The following is a 15390-nucleotide window of genomic DNA, read 5'->3' on the forward strand; positions in this document are numbered from 1 at the left end:
CGCGGCGTAAACCGTGGCGGCGGGCGACCCTCGGGATGGCGAGAAGACATCACCGCTCGCGCGGTGCGGTTCCGGTACCGATGTCGGCACCGGATGTGAGAAAAGTCTCTATTGCGCCGGGACGCGCATCAATGACGGTGGCTCACCCAAACTCACCGTTTCTCACCGGAAGAGCATCAGGGTGCGAATACGTAGCCGATTCCACGCACGGCGCGCAGCGGCAGCGGCTGCGAAAAACGGCTGTTGACCTTGCCGCGGAGACGATGGACCAGAACGTCCAGCCGATGGGGATCGAAATCCCAGGGCTGGTCGGTCAGCACGTCGATCAGGGCCGTCCTCGATACGGGAGTGCCAGGCTGCTCCAGAAGCCGTGCCAGGATCGTGCGTTCTGCCTCGCTGAGCGCCAGCGTCCTGGCATCGGGTCCGTGCAACGTCCAGCCCGCATCGGACAACGACCAGACCACCGCACGCGGGTCATCCGATGACGCGCCATTCAGGGCAGGCGCGAGGCGGCGATGGAGATTGGCGACGGCCACGGCCAGCACGTCGTAATCGACGGGCTTGGTCAGGAAGAGATCGGCACCTACCGCAAAGCTCTGCGCCATGAGCTTTTTACCGCCGCGGCCGGTCAGCAGGATGATGCCCACCGAGGCAAGCTGCCGCAGGTGCGATGCCACCCCCAGCCCACTCTCGCCAGGCAGGCCGATGTCCAGGACCACGATGTCGAGCGCCTGGACACTCATGTGGCGATACAGGGCTTCCGCACTCGCCAGCCCGACAACGTCGTAGCCACGCTCGCTCAGCTCCTCAACGATCAGGCCTCGCAGTTCGTCTTCATCTTCGACAACGGCAACGCGTGGAGACGGCAAGTCGTGTTGGCTCATGGAAGGGGAAGTCGACGGCTCAAATGTAGCGTAACTCACATTTCACGGGCGATGTCGACCCCCACGAGGGGAAATCGCGCCGGGTAGCCTCCCCGCGCAACTGGGACCAGGCTGCCGCCTGTCCCGGGTCGCAGGTGCGGCAACCGCGCGCGCTCCTACTGCAACGACCACACGCTATGGGGATCGCCTTCGCGGCCCCGTCGCAGGGTCGCCGCCGCCATGCGCTGGAACGCCAGCGCCATGGCCAGCGCCGTTGCATCGATCAGGGCGCGGTGCCAGTGGCCGTCCCACAGGGCTGCGAACAGGTGTTCACCCGACCCGATCCAACCGGCGACCGGGATGGCCGCGGTCAACAACGCGCACAACCAGAGCAGTTCGTACGCTGCGCGTGCCGGCGGCCGCAGGAATGCCCATGCGATGGCCGCCAGGAAGACAACGGCATAGCTGCCCGCGATGGATACACCTGGCAGCACCGCGGCGACGAGGAACACCGCCGATATGCCGGCGACGCACCCCAGGCACACGCCGATGGTCAGGCCGGCCACGAAGCGCGTTCGCCCGGGTTGTTCCACCTGCCGCCGCTTGCGCCGTGCCTCGATCCACAGCAGGTTGCCGCTGTAGAACAGGAACGCACCGGCGAGACCGAGCAGGAAGTACAGCCACTTCACCGCGAACCCGCCGAAATTGCCGTAATGCAGCGTCTGCAGGCCACGCAACATCGACATGCCGGGCGGAAAATCCTTCGGCCCGACGGCGGCGATGACCTCGCCGGTCACCGCGTTGACGGCCACGCCGCCGAATCCGTTGAGTCGACGTTGCGGCGCTTCGCCGTACGCCGTCACCTGGGCATTGGCATCGCCTGCGTCATGGTAGAAGAGACTTTCGGCGGTCATGCCGGGCAGTGCCGTCTCGACCCGCCGCACCAGGTCCGCGACAGGCAGGAAGGGTCTGGCGACCCCGGCCGGCTCGACATGCGGGGCGATCTCGAAATCCTGCTCCAGCACCGTCATCAATCTGTTGTCGAACACCAGGAACTGGAACGGCGCCAGCATCAGGAAGCCGATGGTCAGCACCGCCCCGCTCCAGGCGAAAATCACGTGGAAAGGCAGCGAGAGCACGCCGACCACGTTGTGCGCGTCCTGCCACAGCCGCTTGATGTTGCGGCCCACGCGCAGCGCGAACAGATCCTTCAGGAACACCGGCGCATAGATCACCACGCCGCTGACCAGGGCCAGCCCGTACAGGATGGACACCACGCCGAAGAGATACGTCCCCCAGGTGCGAGGCAGGCCGGCGGTGAAGTGCAGGTCGTAGATGAACTGGACGAACCCGCTGCGCCCGGGCATCTGTTCGAGCTCGCCATCGTCCCTGAACACGAACTTGTGCTGCGTGTCCGTCGCCGTTTCGTACCAGTACGCCGATGGTCGTGGGCCGTGATCGCCGGGGAGCACGAGCGTCAGCCCCTCCGCCGCCTTCGGCTGCTCGCGCAGCACGCGTTCGACCAGCGCCTGCGACACGTCCATGGCCTCGGCATGCGACAGCGTCGCCTGCGGCGCGCGTTCCCACCCCTGCAGCTCGTGCACGAAGACGGTGATGGCACCGGCGTAGAACGCGATGAACAGCAGCATGCCCGAGGCGAGCCCGACCCAGGTATGCACCGAGAGGAAGATCCTCAGCGTCGTCGCCTTCATGCCGGCAACTCCGCCGCCCAGCCCACGGACTTCGCCACATGGATCAGCGCGAAGCACAGCAACGTCGCGCCTCCCATCCACATCCAGGCGCGCCAACCGGTCCTGGCCAGGAATGCCAGCGACATCACCCCCACCCAGAGCGGGAATGCCAGCAACAGCCACGGCAGGGTGATGCGCTGCAGTTCCCCCGGCCACACCAGCACCAGCAGACCGATGACGCCCACGGTCAGGGGCAACCCCAGCAATGCCGCGGCGAACGACTTACCCCACATGGGCCACCCCCTTGCGCGTGCGGCGCCAGGCATCCAGGTAAGGCAGCGCCACGACGCCGGACATCCAGGCGGTCAGCGCGGAGAACACGCCAGCCCAGACCCCCAGCGCCACGATGCCCATGGCAACCGCCAACACGGCGGACAGCCAGGCCGTTGCGCGCGCCAGCGTACGGTGCGCTGACATGCGCGCCCACAGCTGCTGGTGCGGGCTCGCCAGATAGAAGGCGCTCGCGGAGAACAGCGAGAGCAACAGGTAGAGCAGGGTCATCGCGAATGCCTCGTCGTCATGGCCGGATACCGCGCGCTACCAGCGCGCCTCGAATCCGACCCCCAGCACACGCGGTGCGCCGAGGATGCCGTGGGTCAGGTCCAGGCTCTGGTCGGTGTACCGGTACTGGATGTACTCCTCCCCGAACAGGTTCTCGGCGAACAGCCAGGCGCTCCAGTCCAGCGCTTCGTAGCCGAAACGGCCGTTGACCAGCGTGCGTGATCCAAGCTGGTCCTGCACGGTACCGGTGGTGCCATAGATAGCGCTGCGGTGATTGGCATTGAGGTTGGCCACCCAGTTGTCCGCGAAGCGCCAGTTGGCGCCGACGGCCAGCGTCCAGTGCGGTGCATACGCGAACTCGCTGCCGGAGTAGTCGTAGATGTTGCCGCCCAGGACCGGTTCGAAGTCATCGAACTGCGTGCGCGAATGACCGAGCGAGGCGTACCAGTCGAAACCGTCGGAGGGACGGTGCGTCGCTTCCAGCTCGAAGCCGTACAGGTGCGCGCGCCCGGCGTTGACGGTGTGGTAGTCGAAACTGCCCTGGCCGAAGTTGACGCTGACCTGCTTGTCCTTCCAGTCGATGTAGTACGCATTGGCATTGACCGTCAGCCGGCCATCGAACCATTGCGAACGCAGCGAGACTTCGTAGTTGTCGGTGTATTCCGGGTCGTAGGCGACCACCATGCTGCGTGCCAGATTGAAGCTGGAACCGCCCGACCGGTAACCCCGCTGCGCCACGAAAGCCAGCGAAACATCCTCGCTGATGTCATGGCGCAGGCCCAGCTTGGGCAGGAACGTGTCGAACGTGCGCGTGGAGTACGGTGAGGTGCCGTTGGCCGCGCCGACGAAGCCCAGCACGGCCTGGTTGATGCCCGCGATCACCGGCGCAAGCGGCGAACCGAACATCGCCGGATCGGGCAGCGTGCCGGTGAAGACAGCCGAGGTCCGGCTGCCGAAGCCATAGCGCTGGCGGTCGTAGCGGAAGCCGCCCAGCAACGTGAAGCGCGGAACCAGGTCGAACTCGACATCGGTGAACAACGCCTTGTTCTCCGAACGCGAGGGGGACGCGCTCCGGTAGTCCACCGGGATCACGGGCAGTGCGGCGACATACTGCTGCGCGATGGCGCCGGCCGTTGCCGGGTCCAGCCCGATCGACTGCAGAAGGCCGGCGATGGTTTCGCCGGGCGTGTCGACGTTGGTCAGGCTGGCCGTGGCGTTGCGGGTGTCGCGCTCGGAGTAGTAGAGCCCTGCCAGGGCGCGCAGGCGCGCGCCTTCGTAGCGCACCCGCAACTCCTGCGACAGGGCCTGGGAATCGAGTTCAGCGCCACCGGCCGCGCCGGGCGTGGCGGTGTAGTCGTTGTCGTAGCGCCGATGGCTGTCGGCATCGCTCCAGGCGGTGACGGAATTGAGCGACCACCGGTCACCGAGACCGTAGTCGACTTCCAGCGTGGCGCTGTTGGTGCGGGTGTCGTCGATATTGGGTGCATCGGAAAGGTTCACCCGGTTGTCGAAGTAGTCCGGCACATCCAGGCTGCTGTAGGTGAACGAATACGGCCCCGTGCGATCGAAGTGGTTGAGACTCAGGCGCGCCGTCAGGCCCGGAATTCCCGCGGGCGTCCACAACACCTTGGCGCGCACCAGCACCGACTCCAGCGCATCCTCGCCGACACCGCGGGTCGGATTGTCGACGAAGCCGTCGAAATCGCGCCGCTCCACGGCCAGGCGCACACCGAGCTCATCCTCGATGAGGGGTCCGCCGACCGCGAAAGCGAGCCGCTGGTCGGAGGGGTCCGACAACAGCAGGCGGGCCCGCCCACCCCATGTGTCGAGGTCCGGGTCCTGCGTGCGGAGTAGGACCGCACCGGCCAGCGCATTCTCGCCCTGGATGGTCGATTGCGGTCCGCGGAAGATCTCGATCTGGGACAGGTCCCACAGCGTGCTCGGACCGGTGGCCGTCATGAAGTGCGACATCGCCGCCCCATCCAGGTAGATGGTGGACAGCGGCGATCCTTCGCCGTCGTTGTTGTTGATGCCGCGCAGGGTGAAGCCCGAATCGCCATAGGTCTTGCTGACATTGGCGGTGCGGTCGAACACCTGGTACAGGCTCACCAGGTTTTCCTGCTCCATGCGCACGTCCGTGGTGACCGCCACGCTGGTGGTGGTGTCCTGCAGGTCGCGATCGGACTTCTCGCCCTTGACCACGATGGTGTCGAGCGTGGCAGGGCCGGTACCGCCGCTGTCGGGAGCGGACGTCTGGGCGTGGGCGAATGAAGCAGGCAACAGGGCCGCGCACAAAGCGGCGGCCAGGCGTGTGACGCGCATGCGAATCTCCGGCAAGCAGGTGGGAGGATTGGCATGGCGGCAGCTGTGCCGGCCGCGGAGCGGCCACGACCGATGGGATCGTGGCGGGGATTCTAGACGTGTTCAACGTCGTGTTGAAACCCCGGTGCACGCCAGCGGCGTGATTCGCCGGTGCGTGCGGGTCTTCCTCCGGTCCGCGGCTGTCCCTGCCGAGCCGGCAGGACCTACCTACCGCCGCGGGGAATCACGACGCTGCTTTCCTGGAGGCGCGTCAGCCTTCGTCTCCCAGAGCGAGGGCGGCGGGTTCGTGGTGCTGCTCCCGGAGAAGCTGGTTCACTTCGGCCAACGACGGCATGGCGGCGAATGCGCCCTTCCGCGTCACCGCCAACGCACCCACGGCAGCGCCGAAGCGGATGGCGTCTTCAAGGCCTTCCTGGTGCTGGCAGAAGGCATGGAAACCCCGGCCATCGCCACCGAGTTCTCCCAGCCGGAACAGCAGCCCGCCCACGAAGGCATCACCGGCCGCCGTGGTATCGCGCGCTTCGACGCGGAAGCTGGGCGCGTGCCCGGACGCCTGCCGCGTGAACCACCGGATCTGCGCGGCGCCATCGGTGACGATCAGCCAGTGCGCCTTGCCTTCGAAGATGCGCGCCCGCACGGCCGCCTCGCCATCGGCGCCGCCACCCATCGGCTGCGCCAGATAATCCAGTTCCTCCTGCGAGAGCTTGACCAGGTCGGCAGCCGACAGGGCCTGCCACAGGCGCGGGCCCGGATCCACGCCTTCGGGCCACAGCGCCGGACGCAGGTTGAGATCCAGGCTCACCATCGCTCCGGCATCCCGTGCGCGCGCCATGCCATCGAGGGTCGCTTCGGCGACACCGGCTTCGGTCAGGCTGTTGGAGCAGACATGGAAACTGCCGGTGCCACCAAAGCAGGCAGGCAGGAAATGCGCGCTGCGGAACAGCAGGTCGGCGGCGGGCGGGCGGTAGAAACTGAAGCTGCGCTCGCCCTGCTCGTCCAGCGCAACGAACGCCAGCGCGGTCTTGGCAGCGTTGGTGCGCACGATGCAATCCGTCGCCACGCCGGCAGCGACGAAACTCTGCAGCAGGAAGTCGCCGAACATGTCGTGACCCAGCATGCCCGCGAAATGCGCGTCGGCGCCCAGCCGTGCGGCGGCCACGGCCACGTTGGCGGGCGCGCCGCCGGCGTACTGCAGGAATGCGCGCGGCGTGTCGGCGGTGGCGGGGGGCTGGGCCAGCAGATCAATGAGGGCCTCGCCGAAACAGACGATCTTCGACATCGCTTACGCTCCCTGCGCCTGCGTGGCCGGTGCCGGGCGCGAACCCGACAGGCCGTAGAACACGATGTAGCCATAGCACAACAGCGGCAGCAGGAAGGAAGCCTGCACGCCCACGCCATCCGCGAACACGCCCTGCAAATAGGGCACTACGGCGCCACCGACGATGGCCATGATCAGCAGGCTGGAGGCCTTGTTGGTCAACGGTCCCAGGCGTTCGATGCTGAGCGCGAAGATGGTCGGGAACATGATCGAATTGAACAGGCCCACGGCCACTACGCTGTATAGCGATACCTTGCCGCTGCCCAGCAACGTCGTCGCCAGCAGCACCACGTTGGCCACCGCGAACAGCGCAAGCAGCTTGCGCGGCGAGAAGCGCACCATGATCGCCGAACCGGCAAAACGCCCGATCATCGCCAGCGTCCAGTACGCCGCCACGTAGCGCGAGGCTTCCTGTTCGCCGAACCCGCCGATGGCCGGCATCGACAGGTAGTTGACCAGGAAGCTGCCGATGGCCACTTCCGCGCCGACGTAGAAGAAGATGGCGAGCACGCCGAAGCGCACATGGCGGTGGCGCAAGGCTTCGCCCAGCGTATGCCGCACCGGACCGGCCTGCTCGGTGGTCTCGCTCAGCGTGGGCAGGCGGAACAGGAACACGAACAGCGCCAGCAGGAACAGCACGACCGCGAGCCCCACATACGGCCCCTGCACCGCCTGCGCCTCCTGCGCGCGATACGCGACCTGCTCGACCCCCGGCAGCGCCGCGATCTGATCGGCGCTCTTCACCGTGTTGCCGAGGATCAGCAGGCCACCGATCAGTGGCGCGATGGCGGTGCCCAGCGAGTTCAATGCCTGCGCGAGCGTCAAGCGGCTGGAACTGGTCTGTTCTGGCCCCAGCAGCGCCACGTAGGGATTGGCTGCCACCTGCAACACGGTGATGCCGGTGGCCAACACGAACAGCGCGCCGAGGAAGGCTTCGTACACACGCAGTTCCGCTGCCGGCCAGAAGCCCAGTGCACCCACGCCAGCGATGGCGAGGCCGGCCACGATGCCCTTCTTGTAGCCCAGATGCGCGACCAGCCGGCCGGCCGGCAGCGACATCAGGAAGTACGCACCGAAGAAGGTGAACTGCACCAGCATCGCGCGTGCGAAATTCAGTTCGAACACGGCCTTCAGGTGCGGGATCAGGATGTCGTTGAGGCAGGTCAGGAAGCCCCACATGAAGAAGATCGTGGTCACCACGGCCAGCGCCGCGCGCGGCGTGACGGCCGAGGCGGACCCGCGGGAGGTCACTGTGGGTGGGGATGATGCGATCGGCATGCGGTCGTAGACCTCAACGGACGAATGGGAAAGAAGAAAGGGGAAGCGTCATGGGCGCGGTACGCCGCTGCTTTCGCGGATGCACAGACGCACGGGCGCGATCGTGCGCATCGGGGCAGCATCGGGATCGGCCACGCGCTGCAGCAGCATGCGCGCCGCCTGCCGGCCGCGCTCACGCGGATCGACGGACAGCGTGGTCAGCGGCGGCGTGGTCATCGCCGCTTCGGGAATGTCATCGAAGCCGGTGACGGCGAAGCCCCGGCCCGGCTGGATGCCGCGCGAGGCCAGGCCCAGCATCAGGCCCAGCGCCACCGTATCGTTGTAGCAGACCGCGGCGGTCGGACTGGCGCGCTCACCGAACAGCGCACCGGTGCGCGTAGCCGCTTCCAGCCGGTTGGGCGCCGATTCGATCAGCCATTGCGGCTCCACCGGCAAACCCGCCGCGGCCATCGCCTGCGCGAAACCCGCGCGCCTTTGCCGGCACGAACTGGAATCGGCATGGCCGCCGAAGAAGGCGATGCGGCGGTGGCCCAGGCCGATGAGGTGTTCGGCCGCCATGCGTGCGCCGCGCTCGTTGTCCAGCGCCAGGAAGTCCCATGCATCCGCGCCGGCCAGTTCCCGGTTGAACAGCAGCACATGGCTGCGTGCATCCAGCACGGTACGCAGTTCAGCGGCATCACTGCCTTCGGCGGGGGACAGGATCACGCCGGCAGGTGTGTGCTCCATCAGCGACGCAAGTACCGCCTGCTGGCGCTGCGGCGATTCCCCCGTGCTGCCGAGCAGGGTGACGTAGCCCTGCCCGCCCAGGGCTTCATCCACGCCTGCGGCGAACTCCGCGAAGAACGGGTTGGACAGGTCATTGATCACCAGCGCGACGCTGGATGACGTGCGCCTGCGCAGGTTGGCCGCACTGCGGTTGTAGACATAGCGCTGGCGCTTCAGTTCGGCCTCCACCCGGGCGCGCGTGTCGGCATGCACCAGCGGACTGCCACGCAATACCAGCGACACGGTCGCGCGCGACACCCCGATGGCATTGGCGATATCGGTGACGGTGACCACGCGCTGGCTTTCACGCTTGCGCTCGGGCGCGGCGGGCTTGGCTTCACCCGCCTTCTTCGCCGTCTTTTTCACCGGCTTGCCCGCCTTGGGCGACGAGGACCCGGCCTTGCCGGTGGCAGCCGTGCGCGAGGGACGCTTCTGGCTCATATGGATCGATTCATTCCAGAGAAAGTCCGCAGCGTAAACCATTGCACCGGCACGCTCGCCAGGGCGGCAGGAAGACTCATCGACCCGCCCCGGGCAGTGCGGCCGGACCCGCGGCGCAGGGCGATGCGGGCAGGTCGTCCGGCCGCGTACCCCAGCCCTGCTGCGGAGGCGTGCCGGTCAGTTCCACGTGCAGGCGACCGCCCTGCTGCAGGCTTTCCCAATCCACCCACACGGACGGATGCGCGCGTCCCCGCAACGACACGTTGCCGATGTACTGCAGCTTGTCGTCGTCCGCCTGCGGCGCGTCGATGCGCAACGTGCGGCCCTGCCCCAGATCGATGTCGATGCGCGCGAAACGCGGAGGATGCAGCACGAACTGGCCCGTGCCCGGCACCACCGGATACAGGCCCATGGCACTGAAGAGGTACCACGCCGACATCGTGCCCAGGTCATCGTTGCCGGTGACGCCATTGGGCGCATTGGTGAACAGCCGCTGCGCCGCATGCAGCACCGTGGCGGTCTTCCACGGCTGGCCGATCAGCGTGTACATCCACGGCGCGTGCAGGTCGGGTTCGTTGTTGGGGTTGTAGCGGAACTGGTTGTAGTAGCTGTAAGGCCCCACCACCCATGCCTTGCGTGCAGCCCCGGCGGGATCGGCCAGCAGCGCATCGTAGGCAAAGAACGTATCCAGGCGCCGGGCCGCCTGGTCGCGCCCGTGCATCGCCTCGACCAGGCCCGGGACGTCCTGCTGTGCCAACCACTGGTACTGCCAGGCCGTGCCCTCGTGGAAGCCATGGTGCGAGCGCGGGCCATAGCGGCCGTCCGCCGGCGTGTACCACTGGCCGTCCTCGGTGCGCGGACGCGGAAAGCCGCTGAACCCGGCTTCCTCGTCGCGGATGTCCGCATCCCAGAGCGTGCGCCAGTTGCGGCCCCGCCGCTTGAGCACGGCAGCGTCATCGCCATGCCCCAACGCATCGGCCATCAACGACAGGGAGCAATCGGCCAGCGCGTATTCCAGTGTCGCCGAACCGCCATGGTGCGGATCCACGTCCATGCCCTTGGATGGGAAAGCGCGGTCGTACTGCACGAAGCCGTGCTCGAGATAGTGGGGATTGCCGGAACGGCCGGCATGCCGCGAGTTCAACGGCGGCACGCCGAATGCGTTCTCGCGCAGCGCTGCATACGCATCCGCTTCGCGGCCCTTCATCGCACCGAAACGCCACAGGTCGACGAGGAACGGCGTCACCGGATCGCCGGTCATGATGTTGGTCTCGAAACTGGCGTAACCCCAGCGCGGCAGCCAGCCGCCCTGCTCGCGTATGGCCAGCAACGACCGGCCGATGTCGGCGGCGCGCTGCGGTCGCAGCAATGCCACCAGCTGGTTCTGCGAGCGGTAGGTGTCCCACAGCGAGAAGTACTCGTAGTAGGTCCAGCCATCGGCACGGTGGATGCGGTCGTCGTAGCCGCGATAGCGGCCGTCGGCATCGCTGCCGGTCAACGGCTGCAGCAGCGCGTGGTACAGCGCGGTGTAGAACACGGCACGGTCGTCGGTACTGCCGCCATGCACACGCACGCTGGCCAGCTCCTTGTCCCACACCGACTGCGCGCGCTTGCGCATGGCGTCGAAGCCGAGCAGCCGTCCGCCCTGCATGCCTTCGCTGCGCAGGTTGTTGCGCGCACCGTCCGCATCGACATGGGAAATGGCCGAGACGGCCGTGACGGAAGAATTGCCTTCCAGGTCGAAGGTCAGCCATGCCCCGTTGGGCTTGCCCTCGCCTTCCATGCTGTGGCGCGCATTCACTACGCCTCCGGCTTCGCCCCAGGTACCGAACGCTTTGAACGGGCGATCGAACTCCAGGCGGAACCAGGTGGTGTACTGATGACCACCGCAGAAACTCTTGGTAACCAGCTTGCCTTCCACCACGCGGTCGCCCACGACATTGATGGCACTGCCGGTGACCGCATGGCGTTCATTGGCCTGCCCTACGTTGACCAGCACGTGGCCCTCGCCGCGGCTGGAAAAGGTGTAGCGTTCGGCGGCGGCGCGGGTCAGTGCGGTCGTCTCGGCATCGATGCCGCCGTAGTCGGTCAGCCGCACTTTGTAGTAGCCCGCCTGGCCGTTCTCGCCGTCATGCCGGTAGCGCGAACCGTAGCGCTTGTGGTCGAACGTCTTGGCGTCGGCCGTGTCGAATTCGCCGCCCGGACCGATGCGCCCGGTGACCGGAAGCACCGATACCTGTCCCCCTTGCTCCCAGCAGCCCGCGCCGGAAATGAAGGAGTGGCCGAAGCCGCGGATCTGCGGGTCGTCGTAGCGCCAACCGGAATAATGCGAACCGATCGGGCTGACCTGGATCTGGCCGAAAGGCGCGGACGCTCCAGGAAACGTGTTGCCGTCGTCCTTGCTGCCGATGAAAGTGTTGACCTCTTCGGCCAGGCTTCGCGGCGCCGCTTCGGCTGCCCATGTGGTCGTTGCCAGGAGCAGGAACAGCGAGCGGAACATCGCGTTGATCGTCATGTCTTTCATGCGTTCACTGGTCGTCGTGGGTCGGCAAGGGTGGCACTGGCGGGGAGCAGCATCTGCACGATGCCGACGGGAGCTGGCATCGTGCGGGCCTCACCGGATGTGGCAGCGTCCATGCCCGCCACGATGAATGGAAAAGTGGCCCGGCCGTAGCCGGGCCGTCGGCCCCAAGCCGCCTGTCGCCAGGCGGGAGAGAAGGCAAGGGGCGAACAGGGGACACGTCCTCAGAACTTGTAGGTCAGGCCCAGGTAGGCGACGCGGCCGGCATAACCATTGGTGTAGAAGCGATCCTTGGTGTCGTTGCCCAGATGCGAGCGTGTCTCTTCCTCGGTCAGGTTCAGCACCGACGCGCTGATGCTGAGTGCGGGCGTGAAGCTGTATGCCGCGTTCAGATCGATCTGGTAGTACGGCTCTTCGTAGACGTTCAGCCCGTTGACCAGTCCTTGCACCACTTCGCCACGCCGATTGTACGAGGCACGCAGCAACAGCTTCTGCGCTTCGTAGAACACGGTGAAGTTGGTCTGGTTCTTGGCACTGCCCGGCATCGAGGTCTTGCCGAGTTCGGTGCCGTCTTCGAGGGTCACGGCTGCCTCGCTGGCGTCGTTGTAGGTGTAGTTGAACTGGAAGCCGAGGCCGAAATCCAGCGTGTGCTGCGCATACAGTTCGACGCCCTGCGAAACCGCATCGCGACCGCCGGCCTGGGTGCTGTAGTTCTGCACCGTCACGGTCTGGCCATCGACGATCATGTCCACGTCGTTGATCACGCCCACCGCGAAGTTCTTGACGTTCTTGCGGAACAGGCCCACGCCGGCGACCGAACCCGGCTGGAAGTACCATTCCAGGCCCAGGTCGAACTGGGTCGCCTTGTAGGGTTCCAGATTCTTGTTGCTGCCAGAACCGTACCAACCCTGCTCGCCTGCGCCACCCGTCAAGCGCCGATCGGCCACATACTCGGGGCTGAAGTACTCAAGACTGCCGGGAGCAGCGATGTCGCTGTAGCTCGGACGCGAGATCACCTTGGACGCCGCTGCGCGCAACACCAGGTTATCGGTCAGATCGTAGGCGAGGTTGAAGCTCGGCAGTACATCGGTGTAGTTGCGGTCGAGCGCGCTGACGACGAACGATTCGGCTCGTTGCTGGCTGTCCGAAAGCCTCCAGTACCCCTCGGTGCCGCAGTATGTGTCGGCTGGCGCGCCAGTGGGTGCCGCAGCGCCTTGTTGGCATGCCAGAGGATTGCCATCGGCACCATCGAAGAAGTAATCGTTGTACGAAGTGACCTTGTCCGTGGAATCGGCATGCTGCTTGGTGCGCGCGATGCGCACGCCCACATTTCCGCGCAGGCGATCGGTGCGGAAGTTGGCCTGCAGATAGGTCGAGTAGATCTTCTCGTCAACGTTGTAGACGAAGTTGTCTTCCTCGCGGGTCAGCATCGGACCGTATGTGCTGTTCAGATAGGCGATGTATGCCGGATAGTTGATCGCCGGGTAAGCGCTGGCGTCGATGCCGCCGGCCAGGTTGCCCAGAGAACGCAGGAAACTCGGCGAGAACTGGGTGGCGACATCGTTGCAGCGGCCATTCCAGTAGCGATTGTTGTAGTCGCTCGGGTCGGTGCCCGGGCACACCCAGTAGCTGTTGCCGGTGCTGCGATGGATGCCGCCGTCGCGGCCCTTGACGCCGAACTGGAGCGATTCGAAGAAATCGCCGTCGAAGTGCCACGTGCCGTCGGCCTGCGCATACTTCTGCTCGGTGTCGTTCCGGGTCCAGGATGAGCCGGTCGAGCCGAGGTCGACCTGCAGGATGCCGTTCTGCAGGTTCTGCATCAGTTCCGGCGAGAACGTCATCGTCGGCGTGCCGGTCAGATTCCACGAACTGGCGAAGTTGCCGTTCGTCCAGCTGCCGTCCGCATTCTGGCGGCGCGGCTTGAGCGGCACCGCGAACTGCAGTTCCGGACCACCCTCGGCCCACGTGCGGCCGCCCTTGAAGCTGATGTCCAGCTTCTCACCGCGCCATTCGCCACCGAAATCGACGGTCTGCGACAGCGACTTCTCGATGTTGTAGCTGCCGGTGATCTGCGGCGTCGGCACGGTGCAGTCGTCCGAACCCCAGCCGCCGGGCGCCATGCCGGCAGCGGCGGCTTCGTCCTCACTGCAGTAATACGTCTTGCCCGGATGCAGGCTGTAATCCGCACCGGTGACGATGGTGCCGCTCGGATCGAAGCTCAGCCCGTCGAGCAGGCGGCCACCCCGCCAATTGCCGTCACCGAAGTAACGCGCGATGTTCCATTCCGGCACCTTGAGCGTATTGGTCTGCGAGTTCTGCGACAGGTCGAAGCGGAAGTAATTCGCGGTCAGGGTCAGGTTGTCGGTCGGCTTGAACTGCAAGGTCAGCTGGCCGCCCTTGCGCTCGCGCTCCTCCTCCTTGACGTTGAGGTTGACCGAGGTCGGCATCATGAAGCCGGTGTAGTAGTTGCCGTTCTGGTCCCAGAAACCCGTGCCGCCCCACCAGTTCGAGTTGAAGTCGGAGGGCTGTCCATTGACGTCGACGGCGGTGCCGCCTTCGTCGCGGCCGTACCACTGCCAGCCCTCGGTGCTGGCGCCCATCGTGCGCGTGGTGCGCTTCTGCTGCGTGTAACCGACAAAGACACCGAAGCGGTCATCCTTGTCATGCCAGGAATACGAACCGGAGAATTGCCCGTCGGTCTTCTTGGTGGTGTCGGCCCAGGTGCCTTCGATGGAGGCGAAGCCGGAATTCGGCTCCAGTTCCAGCGGACGGCGGGTGTGCAGGATCACGGTGCCGCCGATGCCGCCTTCGTCGATGCGCGCTTCCGGCGTCTTGAACAGCTCGGCGCTGCCCAGCATGTTCGACGGCAGCAGGGTGTAGTTGAACGAACGGGTGGGGTCGCCATTGGATTCGGCGCTGGCGATGTAGTTGCCGTTCAATTGGGTCAGGACCAGCTCCGAAGACAAGCCGCGGACACTGACGTTCTTGCCCTCGCCGCCGTCGCGGCTGACGATCACGCCCGGCACGCGCTGCAGCGCGTCGGCCACGTTCTTGTCGGGGAACTTGCCGACATCCTCGGCAGTGATCACCTCGACGATGGCGTTCGCGTTGCGCTTCTGGTCCAGGCTCTGCTCGATCGAGTAGCGGTAGCCGGTGACGGTGACCTTGTCCAGGTCCGTGGCGGCGGAACCGCCCTGTTCCGTCGTCGCCTGTTGCGCGAGCGCGATGCCCGGCAGTACGGCGGTGGCCAGCGCGACGGCGATGGCGGTGGATAGAGAATTGCGGATGCGTACGTGTGGCGTGCCTTTCATTTCAATCACCCTCTCCCAAGATTGATTAGCTGCTGACGCAAGATTGTTTGGATCGATCCAAAATTCCGATGCGATGAATCTGTTTTCAATGGAAGGCAGTACGTCCACACAAACCGGCAAGCGCACCCTTCCGCTGCGCCTCCCCTTCCCACCTGCCAGTAATCCCGGAATTAGATCGTTCTAATTCCGCCGCGCGAATAATTACCATAATGTTTCAGCGCATGCATGCTGCCGCGCAACATCCTGTTCCGCCTCGTGGATAGCGCATGCGGGGCGCCCATGCACGATGCTGGCACTGCGCCTTTTCCGTCCCTCATCG

Annotated in this window: 10 protein-coding genes; all 10 read right to left on the bottom strand. The window is 65.9% G+C overall.

What is annotated here, in order from left to right:
- Positions 1–176 precede the first annotated feature (176 nt).
- Entirely contained in the window at positions 177–884 is a 708-nt protein-coding gene (locus tag AC3DET_RS06655) for a response regulator transcription factor (protein ID WP_337730805.1), read from the bottom strand.
- A gap of 155 nt (positions 885–1039) precedes the next feature.
- Positions 1040–2575 (bottom strand): PepSY-associated TM helix domain-containing protein, encoded by a 1536-nt coding sequence (locus AC3DET_RS06660; RefSeq protein WP_488391094.1) that lies wholly within the window; start codon positions 2573–2575, stop codon positions 1040–1042.
- Positions 2572–2847: a hypothetical protein gene (locus AC3DET_RS06665; RefSeq protein WP_488391095.1), complete on the bottom strand. Its 276-nt coding sequence runs from the start codon at positions 2845–2847 to the stop codon at positions 2572–2574. Before AC3DET_RS06665 ends, AC3DET_RS06660 begins: the two co-directional genes overlap by 4 nt.
- Complete coding sequence (locus tag AC3DET_RS06670) at positions 2837–3115, bottom strand: hypothetical protein (RefSeq protein WP_446537947.1); 279 nt, start codon at positions 3113–3115, stop codon at positions 2837–2839. The genes AC3DET_RS06665 and AC3DET_RS06670 overlap by 11 nt, the downstream gene beginning before the upstream one ends.
- 36 nt (positions 3116–3151) lie before the next feature.
- A complete protein-coding gene (locus AC3DET_RS06675; RefSeq protein WP_488391096.1) occupies positions 3152–5437 on the bottom strand; it encodes a TonB-dependent receptor in 2286 nt (761 codons plus the stop codon).
- Positions 5438–5687: 250 nt separating this feature from the next.
- The gene (locus AC3DET_RS06680) at positions 5688–6716 is read right to left on the bottom strand and encodes a carbohydrate kinase family protein (RefSeq protein ID WP_488391097.1); all 1029 of its coding nucleotides are present in this window, start codon (positions 6714–6716) and stop codon (positions 5688–5690) included.
- Positions 6717–6719: 3 nt separating this feature from the next.
- Positions 6720–7943 carry an L-fucose:H+ symporter permease gene (fucP, locus tag AC3DET_RS06685; RefSeq protein WP_488391178.1) on the bottom strand — a complete coding sequence of 408 codons (1224 nt, stop codon included), beginning with the start codon at positions 7941–7943 and terminating at the stop codon, positions 6720–6722.
- A gap of 138 nt (positions 7944–8081) precedes the next feature.
- Positions 8082–9239: a LacI family DNA-binding transcriptional regulator gene (locus tag AC3DET_RS06690; protein ID WP_337730811.1), complete on the bottom strand. Its 1158-nt coding sequence runs from the start codon at positions 9237–9239 to the stop codon at positions 8082–8084.
- A 76-nt stretch (positions 9240–9315) separates the two neighbouring features.
- Positions 9316–11739 carry a GH92 family glycosyl hydrolase gene (locus AC3DET_RS06695; RefSeq protein WP_488391179.1) on the bottom strand — a complete coding sequence of 808 codons (2424 nt, stop codon included), beginning with the start codon at positions 11737–11739 and terminating at the stop codon, positions 9316–9318.
- A 245-nt stretch (positions 11740–11984) separates the two neighbouring features.
- On the bottom strand, positions 11985–15071 hold the full coding sequence (locus AC3DET_RS06700; protein WP_488391098.1) for a TonB-dependent receptor: 3087 nt from the start codon (positions 15069–15071) through the stop codon (positions 11985–11987).
- Positions 15072–15390: the final 319 nt, after the last annotated feature.

The organism is Pseudoxanthomonas sp. 97-1-1, from assembly GCF_057773125.1.

Excerpts from the sequence above, each read along its gene's own strand:
- AC3DET_RS06660 (WP_488391094.1), bottom strand. The coding sequence starts at position 2,575 with ATGAAGGCGACGACGCTGAGGATCTTCCTCTCGGTGCATACCTGGGTC.
- AC3DET_RS06675 (WP_488391096.1), bottom strand. The coding sequence starts at position 5,437 with ATGCGCGTCACACGCCTGGCCGCCGCTTTGTGCGCGGCCCTGTTGCCT.
- AC3DET_RS06655 (WP_337730805.1), bottom strand. The coding sequence starts at position 884 with ATGAGCCAACACGACTTGCCGTCTCCACGCGTTGCCGTTGTCGAAGAT.
- AC3DET_RS06680 (WP_488391097.1), bottom strand. The coding sequence starts at position 6,716 with ATGTCGAAGATCGTCTGTTTCGGCGAGGCCCTCATTGATCTGCTGGCC.
- AC3DET_RS06670 (WP_446537947.1), bottom strand. The coding sequence starts at position 3,115 with ATGACCCTGCTCTACCTGTTGCTCTCGCTGTTCTCCGCGAGCGCCTTC.
- AC3DET_RS06690 (WP_337730811.1), bottom strand. The coding sequence starts at position 9,239 with ATGAGCCAGAAGCGTCCCTCGCGCACGGCTGCCACCGGCAAGGCCGGG.
- AC3DET_RS06695 (WP_488391179.1), bottom strand. The coding sequence starts at position 11,739 with ATGTTCCGCTCGCTGTTCCTGCTCCTGGCAACGACCACATGGGCAGCC.
- AC3DET_RS06700 (WP_488391098.1), bottom strand. The coding sequence starts at position 15,071 with ATGAAAGGCACGCCACACGTACGCATCCGCAATTCTCTATCCACCGCC.
- AC3DET_RS06665 (WP_488391095.1), bottom strand. The coding sequence starts at position 2,847 with ATGTGGGGTAAGTCGTTCGCCGCGGCATTGCTGGGGTTGCCCCTGACC.